The sequence below is a fragment of the Streptomyces sp. HUAS 15-9 genome (assembly GCF_025642155.1).
Taxonomy (GTDB): Bacteria; Actinomycetota; Actinomycetes; order Streptomycetales; family Streptomycetaceae; genus Streptomyces.
In genome coordinates, this window is sequence record NZ_CP106798.1 from 3,391,766 (window position 1) to 3,411,113 (window position 19,348).

Here is a 19,348-nt window from a genome sequence, read left to right on the forward strand (position 1 = left end):
GCCCGAGTGGACCGCGAAGAACCGGGCACCGCATCCGGCGGGCCGCCGTACGGGGGACCCGCTCAGCCCGCGACGAAGGTGTGCGCCGCCTTGTCGTGCCAGCACTGGCGCCAGGGGCGGTCGAACACGCACCAGGCGAGGCCGACGAGTCCGATGCCGAGCAGGCTGGGCACGGTGCAGACGAGCCAGCGGCGCAGGGCGAGGCCGAAGGTGGGCGGCTCGTGCGCCTCGATGTCCCGGACCTCGAGACCGCACACCTTCTTGCCCAGGGTGCGGCCCCACTTGGCGGTGGGCAGCACCTCGTAGAGGAGGCCGGAGACGAGGAGGGCGGCGAGGACGATGCCGAGATACGTCCCCGTCGTGCCGTCGAGCAGCCAGACGGTGACGGTCCGGCCGGAGAGCTTGGCCTCGTCGATCTTCCCCTGGATGTGGTCGATCGCCTTGGCGCCGAACGGCATGGCGGCCGCGGCCGTCAGGGTGCCGACGACCAGGCTGTCGATGAGCCGGGCGGCCAGCCGTCTGCCGAGTCCCGCGGGCCGCGCCGCCGCCTGCCGCCGGACAACCGCCTGGAACGGGTCCTCCACCGGCGGCTTCCACGGCACCACCGGCTGGTCGTCCCCGGCCCCGGCGAGCCGGTGCACCTGCTGGGCCCAGGAGGACTGCCCGCCACCGGCGCCGCTGGCCATGGGAGTTGCGCCGGCCGACTGCTGGGGTACGGAGGGAGCGGGAGCGGACGCCTGGGCGACCGGCGTCGCTGCCGCCGCCTGGGCCGCCTCGGCCTGCGCCGCGGCCGCACGGTCCGCGGCGGCCTTGCCGGCACCGAACCCGGGGCGAGGGGAGCCGCCCGAAGAACCGGGAGGACTTGACGGGCCGGAGGAACCGGAGGCACCAGAGGGCCCGGAGTCCCCCACCGCCACCGGCCCCCGGGCGGCGAAGCCCGGCGTGCTTCCGGCCTGCGCCCCCGGCGCCCCGCCCTGCTGACCCGTGCGCGGGGAGGGCGCGCGGAACGGGGGGTTGGCGTCGGAGGAAGAGGACGCGGTCGGCCTGCGGAAGACGAAGGTGCCGTCGGACGGCACGTCGGACGAGTCCGCCGGAGGGATCGTCGCCGTCCCGTCGGTGTGGGCGGACGCGCCGTCCGGCTGGGCCGGGGGATCCGCGGGGACCCGGGGATCGGCGCCCCAGGACACGCGCCGGTCCTGGTCGCCGCCGAAGCCGGACTGCTGGGCCCGGTCGGCTCCCCAGCCGGGCTCCGGCTGCGGATCCTCGTCGAAGAAGTGCGGTCCTGTCTCCTCCACGGCGGGAGCGGCCGGGTGTCCGCCGGACGGTGCCATGAGCGGTTCGCCGTCCCGCGGCGCGGGCCGGCTGGTGCCCGGCACCCAGGCGGCACCGTTCCAGTACCGGACATATCCAGGAATGGACGGGTCCGGGTAATACCCTTCGCGGGGCCGGTCGTCGCCGGGGGCCGGGGTTGGGGCGCTCATGTCCGTCGTCCCGTATCTGCTCGGGGGTCGTATAGGGGCTCCACATCTATCAGACGTGCGCAACTCCCACCGCCAGTCCCGCCGGACCCGCCCCTTTCCGGGCAACGACGTGCACCCGCTTCACAGAGTCGGAAAGAAATTCTCCGAACCCGCGTAATGATCGCGCCCTTACGTCCTCTCCCCTCGTGCGAGGCCCCCGCCGCGGGGCCCGCACACCCGACCGAGAGAGGAAACCGACGCCATGCACCGCACAGTGGTGGAGCGCGAACTGGAGCTCAGGCTCGTCCTGTCACCGGAGCGCAGCATCCCGGTCCCGGCCCGGCTCGGCTACCGCACCACCGACCCGTACGCCGTCCACATCACCTTCCACATCAACTCCGAGCACCCGGTGCACTGGACCTTCGCCCGCGAACTCCTCGTGGAGGGGGTGTTCCGGGCGTGCGGGCAGGGGGACGTACGGGTGTGGCCGACGAAGACGGAGGGCCGCAGCGTCGTCCTCGTGGCGCTCAGCTCGCCCGACGGCGACGCCCTCCTGGAGGCGCCCGCCGCCCAGGTGTCCGCGTGGCTGGAGCGAACGCTGCGCGTGGTGCCCCCGGGGACGGAGGGCGGGCAGCTCGGGATCGACGACGCGCTCGACCAGCTGCTCGCCCGGTGACGGCGGGAGGGCGGGTTCAGAACAGCTTGCCCGGGTTGAGGATGCCCAGCGGGTCGAAGACCTGCTTCACCGCGCGCTGCATCTCGACCCCGACCGGGCCGATCTCCCGTGCCAGCCACTCCTTCTTCAGGACGCCCACGCCGTGCTCGCCGGTGATGGTCCCGCCGAGTTCCAGGCCGAGGGCCATGATCTCGTCGAAGGACTCCCGGGCCCGCCGGGACTCGTCGGGGTCCTGCGCGTCGAAGCACACGGTGGGGTGTGTGTTGCCGTCCCCGGCGTGGGCGCAGACGCCGATGGTCAGCCCGAACTTCCCGGCGATCCGCTCGATGCCCTCCAGCATCTCGCCCAGCCGCGAGCGGGGCACGCACACGTCGTCGATCATCGTCGTGCCCTTGACCGCCTCCAGGGCGGTGAGGGACAGCCGGCGTCCCTGGAGGAGGAGTTCGGACTCGGCGGCGTCCTCGGCCGGGACCACCTGGGTGGCACCGGCGGCCTCGCACAGCGCGCCGACGGCGGCGAGGTCGGCGGACGGGTCCGGGGTGTCGAAGGCGGCGAGGAGCAGGGCCTCGGTCGACTCGGGCAGGCCCATGTTGGCGAGGTCGTTGACCGCCTTCACCGTCGTACGGTCCATGAGTTCGAGCAGGGAGGGCACGTGCCCACCCGCCATGATCCGGCACACCGCGTCGCAGGCGGCGGCCGCGGAGGCGAACTCGGCGGCGAGCACCAGCTGCCGCGGCGGCTTGGGCTTGAGCGCCAGGACGGCCCGCACGACGATGCCGAGCGAGCCCTCGGAGCCGACGAACAGACGGGTCAGGTCGTAGCCCGCGACGCCCTTCGCCGTGCGGCGGCCCGTGGACATCAGACGGCCGTCGGCCAGCACGACGTCCAGACCGAGGACGTACTCGGCCGTCACCCCGTACTTCACACAGCACAGACCGCCGGAGCCCGTCCCGATGTTGCCGCCGATGGTGCACATCTCCCAGCTGGAGGGGTCCGGCGGGTAGTACAGGCCGTGCTCCTCGACCGCGCGGGAGAGGGTGGCGTTGATGACCCCCGGCTCGACCACCGCGATCCGGTCGACCGGACTGATCTCCACGATCCGGTCCATCTTGATGAGGGACAGCACGATGCAGCCCTCGGAGGCGTTGGCGCCGCCGGACAGACCGGAGCGGGCGCCCTGCGGGACGACCGGGACGCGCAGTTCGGTGGCGACCCGCATGACGTGCTGGACCTGTTCGACCGTGCGCGGCAGGACGACCACGGCCGGTGCGCCCGCCGGGCAGAAGCTCGCCATGTCATTGGCGTACGAGGCGGTGACGTCGGGATCGGTGAGGACCGCCTCGGCCGGCAGGCCCGCGAGGAGCCGGTCGCCGAGGTTTCCCTGGGCTTCGTCGGGTGCGGCTTGGATACGGCTCATGATCACAGCGTCGCACCCGCGGCCATCGGTGTGAACCCCGTCCATGACGCGCCTTGAGCTGACCGTATGGCTTGTCGTATTAGCGCACAGTGAGCGCCATGGAGAACGAACAGTCCCGCCCGGGTACGTCGCTGCTGGCGGAGCAGCCGCCCCGCCGCTCCCGAAGGCTGCGGCGCGCACTGATCGTCTCGGTCGCGGCAGGCGTCGCGGCCGGTGCCGCGGTCGGCGGAGTCCTCATGCTGCTCCCCTCGTCGCCCCGGGCCAGGCCACCGGTGCCGGGGTCCGGGCCGCACGCGCTGACGGCTGTCAACGCCGGGGTGCCGGCCGCGCTGCCCGACCTGGCCGCGCTGATCGGACAGCAGGAGAGACATCTGCGGAGGCATCCGCAGGACGCGCCGGCCTGGGCCGTGCTGGGCACGTCCTATGTGGAACAGGGGCGGCGGACCGCCGACGCCGCGGACTTCCCGAGGGCCGAGCGGGCGCTGCGCACCTCGCTCAGGGTGCTGGGCGAGGACAACCCGCAGAGCGCGCCGGCGCTCGGCGGGATGGCCGCGCTGGCGAACGCGCGCCGGGACTTCGCCGAGGCCAAACGCTGGGGCGAGCAGGCGCTGGACGCGGAGCCGGAGCGGTGGTCGACCTATCCGCTGCTGATCGACGCGTACACCGGCCTCGGCGACTACAAGGCGGCGCGGGAGACGCTGGAGAAGCTGATGGGGCTGAAGGTCGATGCCGCCCGGCGGCCGGCCGTGATGGCGCAGGCGGCCGCCGTCTACCGCGACCGGGGCTGGCGCGAGGACGCCGCGGCGCAGCTGGCGGACGCCTCGGCGGCCGCGCGGACGCCCACCGAGCAGGCGGCCTATCTGGAGCAGGCCGGACAGCTGGCCTGGGAGCGCGGCGACCGCGAGGACGCGCTGCGGCACTTCGAGGCGGCCCTGCGTCTCGACCCCGGCCAGGCGGCCGCCCTGGCCGGGCGGGGCCGGGCGTTCGCCGCGCTGGGCCGCACCCAGGACGCCCTCAACGCCTACCAGGAGGCGCTCGCCAACCAGCCCAGTCCCCAGTACGCCCTGGAACTGGGCGAGTTGTACGAGTCGCTGGGGCAGCGGCCGGAGGCCCGGGTGCAGTACGACCTGCTGCGGGTGCGGGTGGCCCAGGACACGGCGGGCGGGGTCGACGACGAGCTGGTGCTCGGGCGGTTCGAGGCGGACCACGGGAACCCGCAGGATGCCGTACAGCGGCTGGAGGCCGAGTGGGAGCGGCAGCCGGGGATCGAGGTGGCGGACGCGCTGGGGTGGGCGCTGAACCGGGCCGGGGACGCCGAGAAGGCGCTGGAATACGCCGAGATCGCCACGGACAAGGTCAACGGCGGCGGAGTGCGCAGCGCCCTGTACGCGTTTCACCGGGGCATGATCGAGCGGGAGCTGGAGCTGGACGGACCGGCCCGGCGGCACCTGGAGGAGGCACTGCGGATCAGTCCGTACTTCTCGCCCCTGCAAGTGCCCGCGGCCAGGGCGGCGTTGCGGGAGCTGGGCGAGCCGTCGACCGAGGAGCCGTTGTTCGACGACGCGAAGGCACCGCGACGGTGAGTCGGGCGCCACGGTGAGTCAGGAAGGTACCGGGTCCTGCGCATGCCCCCGAGGCACCCGCAGGACCCGGACGGGTCACAGGTTTCCGCGTCGCTCCTGCTCGCGCTCGATCGCCTCGAACAGGGCTTTGAAGTTGCCCTTGCCGAAGCCCATCGAGCCATGCCGTTCGATGATCTCGAAGAAGACCGTCGGGCGGTCCTGGACCGGCTTGGTGAAGATCTGCAGAAGGTAGCCGTCCTCGTCGCGGTCGGCGAGGATCTTCAGCTCGCGCAGGGTGTCGACCGGGACACGGGTGTCGCCGACCCACTCGCCGAGGGTGTCGTAGTAGGAGCCGGGGGTGTCCAGGAACTCGACTCCGGCCGCGCGCATGGTCCGTACCGTCTCGACGATGTCGTTCGTGTTGAGCGCGATGTGCTGGACGCCCGCGCCGCCGTAGAACTCCAGGTACTCGTCGATCTGCGACTTCTTCTTGGCGATGGCCGGCTCGTTGATCGGGAACTTGACCTTCAGGGTCCCGTCCGCGACGACCTTCGACATCAGCGCGCTGTACTCGGTCGCGATGTCGTCGCCCACGAACTCCTTCATGTTCGTGAAGCCCATGACCTTGTTGTAGAAGCCGACCCACTCGTTCATCCGGCCGAGTTCGACGTTGCCGACGCAGTGGTCGATGGCCTGGAAGGTGCGGCGGGCGGGCGGCTCGACGATCGGGGCGGCCGCAGCGTAGCCGGGCAGGTACGGCCCGTCGTAGCCGGAGCGGTCGACGAGGGTGTGGCGGGTCTCGCCGTACGTGGCGATCGCGGCGAGGACGACCGTGCCGTGCTCGTCCTTCAGCTCGTACGGCTCGGCCACCGAGCGGGCGCCGTGCTCGATCGCGTAGGTGTACGCGTGGCGCGCGTCCGGGACCTCGATGGCCAGGTCGATGACGCCGTCGCCGTGCTCGGCCACGTGCCGGGCGAGGAAGGCGCCCCACTCGGTGCTCGGCTTGACGACCGAGGTGAACACGAATCGGGCGGAGCCGTTCTCCAGGACGTAGCTCGCGGTCTCGCGGCTGCCGGTCTCCGGTCCGGAGTAGGCGACCAGCTTCATGCCGAAGGCGGTGGAGTAGTAGTGCGCCGCCTGCTTGGCGTTGCCCACGGCGAAGACGACCGCGTCCATTCCCTTGACCGGGAAGGGGTCGGCCTGCCGGGCGGTGTCGGGAGTGTGGTGTGTGGTCTGCGTCATGGCGGAAGACTGGCTCCGCTCTGCAAGGTGCGCAATAGTTCCGGTATCGACTGGGCAATATGTTCAGTAGTACGGCCGTATCGGCGGACCTTCTGTACAGGATGACCAACCGGGAGACGACGTGGCGATCGATCATCTGGACGGGCGCATCATCCTGCTGCTGGCCCGGGAGCCACGGCTCGGGGTCCTGGAGATGTCACGGCGGCTGGGGGTCGCCCGGGGGACCGTGCAGGCGCGCCTGGACCGGCTTCAGTCGAACGGAGTCATCCGCGGATTCGGACCGCAGGTCGATCCGGCGGCCCTCGGCTATCCGGTCACGGCGTTCGCCACGCTCCAGATCCGGCAGGGACAAGGGCCCGATGTCCGGGCCCACTTGGCGACTGTGCCGGAGGTGCTGGAGCTGCACACCACCACGGGCACCGGGGACATGCTGTGCCGGCTGGTGGCCCGCTCCAACGCCGATCTCCAGCGGGTGATCGACCGGGTTGTCGGTTTTGATGGCATCGTCCGGGCCTCCACGGCGATCGTCATGGAGAACCCCGTCCCGCTGCGGATCATCCCGCTGGTGGAGCAGGCGGCGGGGGACCGGGACGGAACCTGACCCGACCGACCCGGGGGTGAGCAGGGCGTGGGCTTCTGGGAGTACCTGGGCGACCGTCACCAGCAACTGCTCACGGATGCCTGTCAACACGCCAGTGTCGTCTTCCAGTGCATGGTCGTGGCGACCCTGCTCGGCGTGCTGATCGGAGTCGTCACCCACCGCAGCGAATGGGCCGGGAACCTCGCCACCACGGCCACCGCCACCATCTTGACCATTCCGTCCCTCGCCCTGATCGGCCTGCTGATCCCTCCCGTGGGCCTCGGCGTGCCGCCGACGGTGATCGCACTGACGCTGTACGGGCTGCTGCCGATCGTGCGGAACGCGGTGGTGGGCCTGCGCGGAGTCGATCCGGTGCTGCTGGACGCGGCGCGCGGCATCGGCATGTCCCGTCGCTCCCGGCTGCTGCGGGTGGAGCTGCCGCTGGCCTGGCCGCCGATCCTGACCGGCATCCGGATCTCCACCCAGATGCTGATGGGCATCGCGGCCGTCGCCGCCTATGCCTCCGGGCCAGGTCTCGGCAACGAGATCTTCCGCGGGATCGCCTCCCTGGGCAGCAGGAACGCGCTCAACCAGGTGCTCGCGGGCACGCTCGGGATCATCGTCCTGGCGTTGCTGTTCGACGCCGCGTACGTGCTGGTCGGACGGCTGACGATTTCGAGGGGGATCCGTGGCTGAGCCCAACGGCAGCGCTGCCACGCACGGCGCCTCGATCGAGCTGGAGCACCTCACCAAGCGCTATCCGGGCAGCGCGGACCCCTCCGTGGACGACGTGACCATGGGGATCGGGGCGGGCGAGACCGTCGTGCTCGTCGGCCCGTCCGGGTGCGGCAAGTCGACCACCCTGAAGATGATCAACCGGCTGATCGAGCCGACCGGGGGCCGTATCCGGATCGACGGCGCGGACGTCACCGCCATGGACCCGGTACGGCTGCGCCGGAACATCGGGTACGCGATCCAGTCGTCCGGGTTGTTCCCGCATCTGACCGCCGCCCAGAACATCGCGCTCGTACCGCGGATGCTCGGCTGGCCGAAGCCACGGATCAGGCGGCGGGTGGCGGAGATGCTCGTCCTGGTGGGTCTCGACCCCGGCGAGTTCCACGACCGCTATCCGCGCGGGCTCTCCGGCGGCCAGCAGCAGCGCGTCGGGGTGGCACGGGCGCTTGCCGCCGATCCGCCTGTCCTGCTGATGGACGAGCCGTTCGGCGCGCTGGACCCGATCACCCGCGACCGACTCCAGGACGAACTGATCCGGCTCCAGCGCGAGCTGCACAAGACGATCGTCTTCGTCACCCACGACTTCGACGAGGCGATCAAACTGGGCGACCGGATCGCGGTGCTGCGCGAGCGCTCGCACATCGCCCAGTTCGACACCCCGGAAGCTATCCTCACCGGCCCGGCGGACGACTTCGTGTCCGGGTTCGTGGGCGCGGGGGCGGCGCTGAAGCGGCTCCATCTGACCCGTGTACGGGACGTGGGGATCGCCGACTGTCCCACGGCCACCGAGGACACCCCGCCGCACGAGATGCTCGACCGGCTGCGCAGAAGCGGTACGGACGAGATCCTCCTCCTCGACCAACAGCGCCGCCCCGGCAGCTGGCTCCGGCGCGGCGACCTCGTACGGGCCGGGAGCCGGCCGGTCCGTACGGGCACACCGGTGGGCCGCACCGTGGCCCGGGACGCGACGCTGCGGGACGCGCTGGAGGCGCTGCTGACGGACAGCGCGGGCCGGGTCGCGGTGACCGGGGCCGACGGGGAGTACGCGGGTGTCGTCGACGTGGGGACGCTGATGCGCTCCGTGCACGAGCTGCTGGCGGCCGACCGGGCGGCGGACGGCGGAGGGGCAGGCACGGCGTGACGACCCCGGGCCGCCTGGATTCGCGGGAAGGCCCAGCCGGGCCGCAGGAGCCGACGGCCGGGACCGGGTCCGCGGATGCCGCCAGGGTGGAGGGGCCCCGGACCCCGCCGCCCCGGCCGCGCCGCCGACTCACCTGGCAGAAACTGACCGTCATGCCGGCCGTACTGGTCGCGGTCCTGCTGGCGACCCTGCTGTGGTTCCGGCGGGCCGACCTGGACGAGGTCTCCCGTAACGCGCTGTCCGGCGGCCAGGTGTCCAAGGCCCTGTGGCAGCACGTCGAACTCACCGTGATCTCGACCTTCTTCGTGCTGGTCATCGCGATCCCGCTGGGCATCCTGCTGACCCGCGCGGCATTCCGGCGGGCCACCCCGCTCGTCATGGCGATGGCCAACACGGGCCAGGCGACACCCGCGATCGGACTGCTCGCCCTGCTGGTGATCTGGCTCGGCACCGGTATGAAGGCCGCCCTGATCGGCATCACCGCCTACGCCCTGCTGCCGGTGCTCGCGAACACCGTCACGGGCCTGAAGGCGAACGACCCGACCCTGCTCGAAGCCGCCCGCGGCATCGGCATGTCCTCGCACGGCGTGCTCGCCCGCGTGGAACTCCCCCTAGCCGTCCCACTGATCCTGGCCGGTGTGCGCACGGCGCTGGTCCTCAACGTCGGCACGGCCACCCTCGCCGCGTTCGGCGGAGGCGGCGGCCTCGGCGTGCTGATCACCGCCGGAATCACCACCCGCCGCATGCCGGTACTGATCCTCGGCTCCGTCCTGACGGTCACCCTCGCCCTGCTCGTCGACTGGCTGGCCTCACTGGCCGAGCTGCTGCTACGGCCACGCGGCCTGGCGGTGGAGACATGAACCGCCGCGCCCGTCTGCTGCCGGCCGGGGTGCTGGTGGCGGTGGCCGGGTGTGGGCTGAGCAGTGGGTCGCCGATGGTGGACGACGTCCGGCCGGGGTCCATCGGGCAGGGGCGGCCGCTCAAGGGTGCCCATCTGACGGTGACGTCAAAGGCGGACACGGAGAGCCTGATCCTCGGCGCGATGATGGGCATCGCCTTCCAGGCGGCGGGCGCGGACGTCGTCGACCGGACCGGTGTCCAGGGCTCGATCGGGGCGCGGGAGGCAGTCAGGAGCGGGGACGCGGACGCCATGTACGACTACACGGGCACCGCCTGGATCACGTACCAGGGCAACAGCGAACCGATCCCCGACCCACGCAAGCAGTGGCAGGCGGTGCGCGACGCGGACCTCGCCAACGGGCTGACCTGGCTCGCGCCCTCGCGACTCGACAACACCTACGCCCTCGCCGTGAACCGGGCCGGTGCCAGGAGGTACGGCACCCGGACCCTGTCGGACCTGGCCGCGCTGACCAGGTCGCGCCCCGGTGCCGTGACGCTGTGCGTGGAGGGCGAGTTCGCCAACCGGGCGGACGGGCTGCGGGGGATGCAGAAGGCGTACGGGATGAAGGTCCCGGCGTCGGACATCACACAGATGGACACCGGGATCATCTACACCGAGACGGCGAAGGGGAGTTGCACCTACGGGGAGGTCTACACGACCGACGGGCGTATCCGTGCCATGGGCCTGGAGGTGATGGCGGACGACCGGAAGTTCTTCCCCAACTACAACGCGGCCCCCGAGATCAACTCCCGGACTCTGAAGCAGTGGCCGGCGATCGCCGGCGTACTCGACCCCGTCACGGCGAAGCTCGACAACTCCGTGGCACAGACCCTCAACGCGAAGGTGGACGTCGACGGGGAGGATCCGCACCAGGTGGCTCTGGACTGGATGAAGGCGCAGGGGTTCGTGAAGTAGGCGTAGACGTACCCGGCAGCGTCTAGCAGCTCGGTACCGGGCCCTTCCCCTTCTCCAGGGCCACCAAGGAGTCCACCGCCCCCTTCAGGGTGGTCACCGGAACCAGTCGCAGTCCCTTCGGGAGCTCCGACTTCGCCTCGCGGCACTCGTCCTTCGGCACCAGGAAGACGGTCGCCCCGTCCCGCCGCGCGGCCTGCGTCTTAAGGGCCACGCCCCCGACCGCGCCGACGGTGCCGTTCGTGTCGATGGTCCCGGTGCCGGCGATGGTGCGGCCGCCCGTGAGGTCGCCGCCGCTGCCGTTGCCGTCCAGCTTGTCGATGATCCCGAGCGAGAACAGCAGCCCCGCGCTGGGCCCGCCGACGTCGGCCAGCTTCAGCGACACCTTGACGTCCTTGTCGCTCAGCTTCAGATACTTCAGCGCCGCCTGGGTCGCCGCGTCCTGGGACTGCCGCATCTGCTCGGCGTTGTGCTGCTCGATCTCCTTGACGCTGTTGCCGGTCGGGTAGACCGCGTCGCGCGGCATCACCGCCCGGTCCGTACGGAACCAGCTGTCGACCACGTCACCGAGCGGCACCTGCGCGTCCGGGCCGGTCGCCTCGATGGTCGTCATCCGCAGCTGCCCGTTCGTGTTCCGGGTCGGCGCCCCGGAGATCGTGATCACCTGGGTGTCCCGGTTCTCGCCCAGCACGTTCGCCGTCATCCCGGGCTGTGCCACCGAGAACGGCAACGGCGCGAAGACCGCCGTGGCGAGCAGGGCCACGACGGGCAGGGCGCAGACGGCGACGGCCTGGAGGCGCGTGAGACGAGAGAGCACGAGGTCAATCTAACGTGGCGAGCACTTCCGGCCACCGGCACGGCGGCGGGTCAGTACGGGCGATGGGTCAGCCCAGGCCGGCCCGGTACAGGTCCCGGCGCTCCCGGGTGTAGCGGCGCAGTGCCTCGGGGAGCGGCTCGATGCCGATGCCCGGTGCGGTCGGGACGGGCAGATGTCCGTCCTGGAGCACGAAGGGCTCGGTGATGTCCTCGGCGAAGTAGCGGGAGGACGCCGAGGTGTCACCGGGGAGGGTGAAGCCGGGCAGAGCCGCCAGCGCCAGGTTCGGGGCGCGGCCGATGCCCGTCTCCAGCATCCCGCCGCACCACACCGGCACGCCGTGCGCGTGGGCCACGTCGTGGATGCGACGGGCCTCCAGATAGCCGCCGACCCGGGCGGGCTTGACGTTCACGACCCGGCAGGCGTCCAGGGAGATCGCGGAGGCGGTGTCGGCAGCGTTGTGCAGGGACTCGTCCAGGCAGACGGGGGTGCTGATGCGCTGCTGGAGGCGCGCGTGGGCGTACAGGTTGTTCTCCTCCAGCGGCTCCTCGATCAGCAGCAGCCCGAAGTCGTCGAGGCGCCGCAGATGCTCGGCGTCGGCGAGGGTGTACGCCGTGTTGGCGTCGACCTGGAGGGGCAGCGCCGTGCCGAAGCGCTCGCGCACCGCCCGTACCGGCTCGATGTCCCAGCCGGGCTCTATCTTCAGCTTGATGCGGACGTACCCCTCGGCGAGATAGCGCTCGACGTCGTCCATCAGCTCGGGGACCGAGTTCTTGATGCCGACCGAGACTCCGGCGGGGACCCGGTCCCGTACGGCGCCCAGATAGGTCGCCAGCGGCATGCCGTGCGCACGCAGCTCCGCGTCCAGGACCGCCGTCTCCAGGGCGGCCTTCGCCAGCTCGTGTCCCTTGATCTTCGCCATCGCGGGGGCCAGCGCGGCCGTGGTGAGGTGCGGGAGTGCGGCGACGCGCGGCAGCAGGAAGTCGCGCAGCACGATCTCGGCGCCTGCGGTGAACTCCGAGCAGTACAGCGGCTCGGGGTCGGCGGCGAACTCCGACCAGCCCTCGGCCGCGTCGGTGACGACGTGCAGCAGAAAGGTGTCCTTCGCCGTCATGGTCCCGAAGGACGTGCGGAAGGGGGTGACGAGCGGGATCGCCACGTGGACGATCTCTACGCGCTCCAGCTTCATGCCGCTTCCTCCGTCCGGGTGAGCGTGTACCAGCCGTCGCGGGACATGCCCGTGGCCGTGAATCCCTCGGCGAAGGCCTCGGTGAAGACCTCGCGCACCGCGTGCCGCCAGCGCAGCGCCAGCACGGGGTCGGCGGCGCGCAGCTTCACGATGTCGTCCGGGACCCGGCAGTGCACCTGCCGGCCGGCGAGGTCGCGGCGGGCCAGGGCGTCGCCGTCGGGGGCCATGGGGGTCCCCCCTGCTGGAGCGAAGTCGAAAGCTTGGGGGAGTGTGGCGGGCGCCGCCTCACGGTCGTCCGTCGTGTCGTACGACGGGGTCGGCGCCGTCAGGTCCCAGGTCACCGTCAGCCGGTCGCTCTCGTCGCCGTCGTTCACGCCGTCCGCCATCGGGCCGTAGAAGTCGACCAGGTACTCGGTGCCGACCGCGCCCAGCTTGGCCAGGTTGAAGCGGGCGTTGCGGCCGACCAGCGGGTCGAAGGTCCAGCGCATGGTGCGGGCGCCGAGGTCCAGCGCCCAGGCGCGCTGGGCCTGCTTCACCGCGTACCCGAGGCCCCGGTCGGCGGCCGCCACCAGCGAGTAGGTCTCCTGCCCCGGGCCGAACACGGCCACGGACGCCCCCGCCAGCCGCTGCCCGTCGTAGGCGGCGTGCACGGCACCGCCCGCGTGGACGAGGCTGTGCAGGACCTCGGCCGGGTAGGGGGGCGCGCTGCGGGGTGTCTGCCAGACGTCGCTGAAGTAGGCGCTCACGGCCGCGAGCCCGGTGACGTCGTGGACGGTACGGATGGTGACTCCTGTCATGGTCCGAGTCTCGGAGGCCGGGGGCGGGCACGTGTTGTGCGAGTGGACAACACATGCGTACGTTCGTTTCGAGATCGGCCAATACAGCGGCCAGTACCGTCGCCCGATCCTGGGGGCCGATCCTGTCGGCCGAAGGCCGACGCCCTCGGCCGGTACCGGAAGGTGAGGACCCCATGGACGCCTGCACGCTCGGCGACCTCCTGGACGTCATCGGCGGTCCCTCCGTACGCCTGCACACCGCCCCCGCCGGACTGACCGTGCCGGTCACCGAGGCGGTGCTGTACGACGCCCACGCCCCGCTCCCCCGGCTGCCCGGGGCGCTGCTCCTCGCGGTCGGGGTGCGCGCGGCGGCGGCCGGGCCGCTGGTGCGGGCGGCGGCCGAGGCGGGGATGACCGGGGTGGTGGTGCGGGGGGAGGACGGCCCGGTCGGCGAGGCGGAGGCGCGGGGCGTGGCGCTGCTGTCGGTCGACGAGGACGCGGCCTGGCACCACATCCATCTGCTGCTGGCGTCCGCGATCGGCGCCCGGCCCGCCGCTTCCGGCAGCGGGCTCGGCGATCTGTTCGCGCTGGCCGACGCGATCGCCGCGGCGGCGGGCGGGGCCACCGCCATCGAGGACACCCGGCAGCGGATCCTGGCCTACTCGACCGTCCCCGGCCAGGTCGTCGACGAGGACCGCCGGCAGGGCATCCTGGGCCTCCAGGTGCCGCCCAGCTCGGAGAACACCGAGCAGTACCGGGTGCTGTTCGCGGCCGACCGGCCGGTGCGGCTGCCCGCGCTGCGGGACGCGGACCTGCCCCGGCTGGCGATGCCCGTCCGGGCGGGCGGCGAGACGCTCGGCTCGGTGTGGGTGGTCGACGACGGCACGCTCGCGCCCGACGCCGAGGAGACCCTCGCCCAGGGCGCCTCCACGGCCGCGCTGCTCCTGCTGCGCGCCCGTGCCGCGCAGGAACTGGCCCGCCACCAGAACAGCGATCTGCTGCGCCGGCTGCTGGAGGGCACGGCCGACGCGTCGACGGCCGGGCAGCGGCTGGGGCTGGAGGGCGCCGTACGCGTGGCCGCGTTCGTCCTCGACTCGGCGGCGAGCGTGCCGGACTCCGAGCGGACCGCGCTGCGTCTGCTGGACGTCGTACGCCTGCAGTGCGAGGCGCGCTACGGGCGGCACGCGTGCGTGCTGGCCGACGGGGTGGTGTACGCGCTGCTTCCGGCACCCGGAGCCCGTGAGCCGCAGGGGCGCGCCGGTGTCGAGGGGCCGAGCGCGCGCAGGTCCGAAGGGCTGAGCACGGTCGGTCACTCGACACCGGCTGGAGCGCCTCTGCGGCGAACAAATGGACACAGCCACAAGAGGCTCGCGGAAGACATCGTGCTGCGGGCCGGGCAGGCGCTGCGGGTGCCGGTGCGGGCGGCGCTGGGCGAGCTGGTGCCGGATGTCGGCGGGGTGGCCGACTCGCGGGCCGACGCGGACCTGGTGCTGCGGGTGCTGGGCCCCGAGCTGCCGGTGGCGACGGTGGACGAGGTGCGCCCGCGCGTCACCCTGCTGCGGCTGACGGAACTGCTCGGTGAGCGGCGTGAGTTGAGCGCGGGCGCGTGGCGGCGGGTGCTGGAGTACGACGCGGACCAGGGCACGGACTACGCCCGCACCCTGGTCTGCTGGTTGGACGCGGGCTGCGACATGGCGGGCGCGGCGAAGCTGCTCGCCGTGCACCCCAACACCTGCCGCTACCGGCTGAGGCAGGCCCAGCAGCACGTCGGGATCGACCTGGACGATCCCGACGAACGGCTGGTGCTGTGGCTCCAGTTGAGGGTCCTCGCGGGCCTCAGAGGAGCCACTTCCTGAGGCTGTCCTCGCACTCGCGCAGGTGTGCCACGGGGACGTACTCCCCCGCCGTGTGTGCGAGCGACGGGTCCCCGGGGCCGTAGTTGAGCGCGGGCACGCCCAGCGCGGCGAACCGGGCCACGTCGGTCCAGCCGAGCTTGGGCCGGGGCTCGGCGCCGAGCACGGCGACGAGGTCACCGACCTGCTCAAGGCTGGGCAGCGCTCCCGGTACGACCTCGGTGACCCGCACTTCGTACTCGGGGAAGAGCCCGCGGACGTACGCCTCCGCCTCCTCGGCCGAACGGTTCGGTGCGAAACGGGAGTTGACCGTGACGATACACTCGTCGGGCACGACGTTCCCGGCGACCCCGGCCCGTACGGCGACCGCGCCGAGCCCCTCCCGGTACTCCAGTCCGTCGATGACGACGCGCTCCGGCGTGTGGTCGTCGAGCCGCTGGAGGACGCGGGCGGCCTTGTGGGCGGCGTTGACGCCCTTCCAGGCGCGGGCGGTGTGGGCGCGTTCGCCCCGTACGACGATGTCGGCGCTGAGGATGCCCTGGCAGCCCGCCTCGATGCCGGCGTCGGAGGGCTCCATGAGGATCGCGAGGTCAACCTGTTCGAGGAGGCCGGGCCGTTCGGCGGCGATCCGGCCGAGCCCGTTGCGCTCGCCCTCGACCTCCTCGCACTCGTAGAAGACGAAGGTGAGGTCGAGCGCCGGGTCCGGGACGGTGGCCGCGAGGCGCAGGGCCACGGCCACTCCGCCCTTCATGTCGCAGGCGCCGAGTCCGTGGACGCGGTCGTCGGCGAGCCGGGAGGGGAGGTTGCCGGCGGCCGGGACGGTGTCCAGGTGCCCGGCGATCACGGCCCGCCGGGGGCGGCCCAGCCCGGTGCGGGCGACGACCGAGTTCCCGACGCGCTCCACGGTGAGGTGGGGCAGGGCGGCCAGGGCCGCCTGGACGGCGTCCGCGATCGCGGCCTCCTCCCCGCTCTCGGAGGGGAGGTCGACGAGGGCCCGGGTGAGGTCGACGACGTCGGCGGTGAGGTCCAGGGAGGTCATGCGAGGTCCTACCTTTCAAGGGTGGTTGCTCTGGTCATTCGTAAGATCGGAGGGCCCAGGGGTTCTCGGTATGGCTGTCATGCGAGCGCCGGTTCGACGGCTCAAAGGACTTGGCCGCCCGGAGCCCCGCGACGACTCGACCGCCAATTGGGAGACGCGACTCGATCGCTGCTGTAGGACAACGTCGGCGAGGTCGTCTGCGGGATCGATGTGATGGCGAGCTGGCGGAGGGGAACGTGCCCGAGATCTGGGCCGGAGTGGACATCGGCAAGGAACACCACCATTGCGTGGTGATCAACGCGGATGGCGAACGTCTGCTGTCCCGTCGGGTCCTGAACGACGAGACCGAGCTGCTGCAGCTCATCGGCGATGTCCTGGCGATATCCACCGACGTGCTGTGGGCCGTCGACCTCAACCACGGCGGCGCCGCTTTGCTGATTGGCCTGCTGCTCAATCACGGCCAGCCGATGGCTTACCTCACCGGCCTGGCGGTCCACCGGGCCTCGGCCACCTACAAGGGCGAGGGCAAGACCGACGCGAAGGACGCCTTCGTCATCGCCGACCAGGCCCGGGTCCGCCGGGACCTCGGGCTGCTGCGGCCCGGTGACGAGATCGCCGTCGACCTGCGCACTCTGACCACCCGGCGGCTGGACGTGGTCTTCGACCGCACCCGGCAGATCAACCGTCTGCGGGCTCAACTGCTGGAGATCTTCCCCGCGTTGGAACGGTCGCTGGACCTGGTCAACAAGGGCCCGGTGACGCTGCTGACCGGCTACCAGACCCCGGCCGCGATCCGCCGCGCGCGTCAAGCGGATCGAGACCTGGCTGAAGCACCGCAAGGTCCGCGGCGCCGCCACGCTCGCGAAGAAGGCGGTGGAAGCCGCGCAAGCCCAGCAGACTGCGCTGCCCGGCGAGAGGCTGGCCGCCGCCATGGTGGTCCGCCTCGCGAAGGGGGTGATGGCCCTCGATGAGGAGATCGCCGAGCTCGACGCCCTGATCGAGGCCAGGTTTCGCGAGCATCCGCACGCCGAGGTGATCCGCAGCCTCCCCGGTATGGGCACCAAGCTGGGTGCCGAGTTCATCGCCGCCACCGGCGGTGACATGGACGCCTTCGGCAGCGCCGACCGACTGGCCGGCTTCGCCGGCTTGGCCCCCAGACCACGCGACTCCGGCCGCGTCAGCGGCAACCTGCGCAGGCCCAAGCGGTACCACCGTGGCCTGCTGCGGTCGATGTACCTCTCGGCGATGGTCAGCATCACGACATGCTCCGCCTCCAAGGCGTACTACCAGCGCAAGCGCAGCGAGGGGAAAGGACACAAGCAGGCCCTGCTGGCCCTCGCTCGCCGCAGGCTCAACGTCTTGTGGGCGATGATCCGTGACGGAGAGTGCTATCAAGGTTCACCTCCCGTCACGGCTGCGGCTTGACATCACGATTGGGAAGTCCTGCGGGGGCTGGTCGAGACGGTCGAGCTGGTTGAGCTTGGAGTGCCGGATGCCGTAGAGGCCGTAGACGACGAGGCCGACCGCCATCCACACCCCGAAGGCGATCCAGGTGTCGGCGCCGAGGCTGAACAGCATGTAGGCGCAGAAGCCGACGCCGAGCAGGGGCGTGACCGGAGAGAGGGGGACGCGGAAGGAGCGGGAGGCCTCGGGGCTGCGCCGGCGCAGGATGACGACCGCGAGGTTGACCAGCATGAAGGCGAACAGGGTGCCGATGCTGGTGGCGTCGGCGAGGCTGCCGAGCGGGACGAGCGCGGCGAGCACCGCGATGAAGCCGGAGACGATGACCGTGTTGGCGCGCGGCACCCCGGTGCGCGGATGCACCTTGGCGAACAGCGGCGGCACGAGACCGTCCCGGGCCATCGCGAACAGGATGCGGATCTGTCCGTACTGCACGGTCAGCACGACGCTGGTGGTGGCGACGACGGCACCGATGGAGAGCAGGATCGGCCAGACGTTCCCGCCGCCGACGGCGTGCACCAGCATCTGGCTCAGCGTGGCCTCGGTGCCCTCGAACTTCGTCCACGGCATGGCGCCGAGCGCGGCGACGGCGACGAGGACGTACAGGGCGGTGACCAGGACGAGGGACAGGATGATGGCGCGCGGCAGGTCCCGCTGCGGGTTCTTGGCCTCCTCGCCCGCGGTGGAGGCGGCGTCGAAGCCGATGTAGGAGAAGAACAGGGAGGCGGCACCGGCGCTCATGCCCGCGGCGCCGAGCGGGAACAGGGGCTGGAAGTTCCCGGCGTGGAACGCGGTGAAGGCGACGGCGCAGAACATCACCAGCGCGGCGATCTTCACCGCGACCATGATCGTGTTGGCGACTGCGCTCTCCTTCGCGCCGCGCAGCAGCACGACCATGGCGAGGACGACGATGAGGGCGGCCGGGATGTTGAGCGTGCCGCCGAGTCCGGGCGGGGCGCTGAGCGACTCGGGCAGGGTGACACCGAGGGTGAGGTCGAGCAGTTCGTTGACGTACTGGCCCCAGCCCACCGCCACGGCGGCCACGGACACCCCGTACTCCAGGATCAGACACCAGCCGCACACCCAGGCGACGAACTCCCCGAGGGTGGCGTAGGCGTAGCTGTACGACGAGCCCGAGCCCGGGATCATGCCGGCCAGCTCGGCGTAGGAGAGGGCCGAGAAGAGCGCGGTCACCCCGGCGAGCACGAAGGAGACGACGATGGCCGGGCCCGCTTCGGGGACGGCCTGCCCGAGCACGACGAAGATGCCCGTGCCCAGGGTCGCGCCCACGCTCAGCAGCGTGAGCTGCGCGACCCCCATGGTCCGCTTGAGCGGGCTGCCCTCGGCCTCACCGACGAGCGAGCCGACGGCCTGCCGCCGGGTGAGGCGGCCTGCCGGCCTCGTTTCCTGTCCGGCTCTGGGCCGTGTTCCGACTGTCTCCACCGTGTCGTTCCCTCCACCGTCGGGCTGCTATGGCCCCTGATGATGCGGAGGGACGACGACGCCGGGGTGAGGGGATCGACCAAAGGTGGGGCGAGCCGATTTACGGATCGGCCAAAGAATTCGCGCTTGCCGTGCCGGGAGGATCGG

At 71.8% G+C, this 19,348-nt stretch carries 16 protein-coding genes and 1 pseudogene; 9 read left to right on the top strand and 8 right to left on the bottom strand.

Annotated features, from left to right (window positions below; all coding sequences use genetic code 11):
• Positions 1 to 62 precede the first annotated feature (62 nt).
• Positions 63 to 1,481 carry an RDD family protein gene (locus N8I87_RS15570; RefSeq protein ID WP_263209237.1) on the bottom strand — a complete coding sequence of 473 codons (1,419 nt, stop codon included), beginning with the start codon at positions 1,479 to 1,481 and terminating at the stop codon, positions 63 to 65.
• A 241-nt stretch (positions 1,482 to 1,722) separates the two neighbouring features.
• Here N8I87_RS15570 and N8I87_RS15575 point away from each other — a divergent pair, with 241 nt between their 5' ends.
• Entirely contained in the window at positions 1,723 to 2,136 is a 414-nt protein-coding gene (locus N8I87_RS15575; RefSeq protein ID WP_263209239.1) for an SsgA family sporulation/cell division regulator, read from the top strand.
• A gap of 16 nt (positions 2,137 to 2,152) precedes the next feature.
• Here the strand turns inward: N8I87_RS15575 and N8I87_RS15580 are convergent, their stop codons facing one another.
• On the bottom strand, positions 2,153 to 3,559 hold the full coding sequence (locus N8I87_RS15580; protein WP_263209240.1) for an FAD-binding oxidoreductase: 1,407 nt from the start codon (positions 3,557 to 3,559) through the stop codon (positions 2,153 to 2,155).
• A 92-nt stretch (positions 3,560 to 3,651) separates the two neighbouring features.
• Between N8I87_RS15580 and N8I87_RS15585 the strand changes: the two genes are divergently transcribed.
• Complete coding sequence (locus N8I87_RS15585) at positions 3,652 to 5,136, top strand: tetratricopeptide repeat protein (protein ID WP_263209242.1); 1,485 nt, start codon at positions 3,652 to 3,654, stop codon at positions 5,134 to 5,136.
• 75 nt (positions 5,137 to 5,211) lie between these two features.
• Here the strand turns inward: N8I87_RS15585 and hppD are convergent, their stop codons facing one another.
• A complete protein-coding gene (gene hppD / locus N8I87_RS15590; protein WP_263209244.1) occupies positions 5,212 to 6,357 on the bottom strand; it encodes a 4-hydroxyphenylpyruvate dioxygenase in 1,146 nt (381 codons plus the stop codon).
• Between the two features lie 121 nt (positions 6,358 to 6,478).
• Here hppD and N8I87_RS15595 point away from each other — a divergent pair, with 121 nt between their 5' ends.
• Genes N8I87_RS15595 through N8I87_RS15615 form a run of 5 tightly spaced genes read left to right on the top strand, consistent with a single transcriptional unit; the run spans position 6,479 to position 10,629 of the window.
• Positions 6,479 to 6,958: an Lrp/AsnC family transcriptional regulator gene (locus N8I87_RS15595; protein ID WP_263209246.1), complete on the top strand. Its 480-nt coding sequence runs from the start codon at positions 6,479 to 6,481 to the stop codon at positions 6,956 to 6,958.
• A gap of 27 nt (positions 6,959 to 6,985) precedes the next feature.
• The gene (locus N8I87_RS15600) at positions 6,986 to 7,633 is read left to right on the top strand and encodes an ABC transporter permease (RefSeq protein WP_263209248.1); all 648 of its coding nucleotides are present in this window, start codon (positions 6,986 to 6,988) and stop codon (positions 7,631 to 7,633) included.
• Positions 7,626 to 8,813, top strand: a complete 1,188-nt coding sequence (locus tag N8I87_RS15605) for an ATP-binding cassette domain-containing protein (protein ID WP_263209250.1) — start codon at positions 7,626 to 7,628, stop codon at positions 8,811 to 8,813. The genes N8I87_RS15600 and N8I87_RS15605 overlap by 8 nt, the downstream gene beginning before the upstream one ends.
• The gene (locus N8I87_RS15610; RefSeq protein ID WP_411577234.1) at positions 8,810 to 9,673 is read left to right on the top strand and encodes an ABC transporter permease; all 864 of its coding nucleotides are present in this window, start codon (positions 8,810 to 8,812) and stop codon (positions 9,671 to 9,673) included. Before N8I87_RS15605 ends, N8I87_RS15610 begins: the two co-directional genes overlap by 4 nt.
• Positions 9,670 to 10,629, top strand: coding sequence for a glycine betaine ABC transporter substrate-binding protein (locus N8I87_RS15615; RefSeq protein ID WP_263209254.1), 960 nt, complete (start codon positions 9,670 to 9,672; stop codon positions 10,627 to 10,629). Before N8I87_RS15610 ends, N8I87_RS15615 begins: the two co-directional genes overlap by 4 nt.
• A 22-nt stretch (positions 10,630 to 10,651) precedes the next feature.
• On the opposite strand, the gene N8I87_RS15620 is transcribed toward N8I87_RS15615, so the two are convergent.
• The 3 genes from N8I87_RS15620 to N8I87_RS15630 all read right to left on the bottom strand — a co-directional run bounded on the left by N8I87_RS15620 (position 10,652) and on the right by N8I87_RS15630 (position 13,426).
• The gene (locus N8I87_RS15620; protein WP_263209256.1) at positions 10,652 to 11,443 is read right to left on the bottom strand and encodes a S16 family serine protease; all 792 of its coding nucleotides are present in this window, start codon (positions 11,441 to 11,443) and stop codon (positions 10,652 to 10,654) included.
• Between the two features lie 67 nt (positions 11,444 to 11,510).
• On the bottom strand, positions 11,511 to 12,629 hold the full coding sequence (gene menC, locus N8I87_RS15625; RefSeq protein ID WP_263209258.1) for an o-succinylbenzoate synthase: 1,119 nt from the start codon (positions 12,627 to 12,629) through the stop codon (positions 11,511 to 11,513).
• Entirely contained in the window at positions 12,626 to 13,426 is an 801-nt protein-coding gene (locus N8I87_RS15630; protein ID WP_263209260.1) for a chorismate synthase, read from the bottom strand. The genes menC and N8I87_RS15630 overlap by 4 nt, the downstream gene beginning before the upstream one ends.
• Before the next feature lie 173 nt (positions 13,427 to 13,599).
• On the opposite strand from N8I87_RS15630, the gene N8I87_RS15635 reads away from it, so the two are divergent.
• Positions 13,600 to 15,261: a PucR family transcriptional regulator gene (locus N8I87_RS15635; RefSeq protein WP_263209261.1), complete on the top strand. Its 1,662-nt coding sequence runs from the start codon at positions 13,600 to 13,602 to the stop codon at positions 15,259 to 15,261.
• On the opposite strand, the gene dapE is transcribed toward N8I87_RS15635, so the two are convergent.
• Complete coding sequence (gene dapE, locus N8I87_RS15640) at positions 15,242 to 16,297, bottom strand: succinyl-diaminopimelate desuccinylase (protein ID WP_263209263.1); 1,056 nt, start codon at positions 16,295 to 16,297, stop codon at positions 15,242 to 15,244. The two genes, N8I87_RS15635 and dapE, sit on opposite strands and share 20 nt — an antisense overlap.
• A gap of 236 nt (positions 16,298 to 16,533) precedes the next feature.
• Here dapE and N8I87_RS15645 point away from each other — a divergent pair.
• A pseudogene (locus N8I87_RS15645) lies at positions 16,534 to 17,722 on the top strand (IS110 family RNA-guided transposase).
• Here N8I87_RS15645 and N8I87_RS15650 read toward each other — a convergent pair.
• Entirely contained in the window at positions 17,696 to 19,201 is a 1,506-nt protein-coding gene (locus N8I87_RS15650) for an amino acid permease (protein WP_263209265.1), read from the bottom strand. The pseudogene N8I87_RS15645 and the gene N8I87_RS15650 overlap by 27 nt on opposite strands.
• Positions 19,202 to 19,348: the final 147 nt, after the last annotated feature.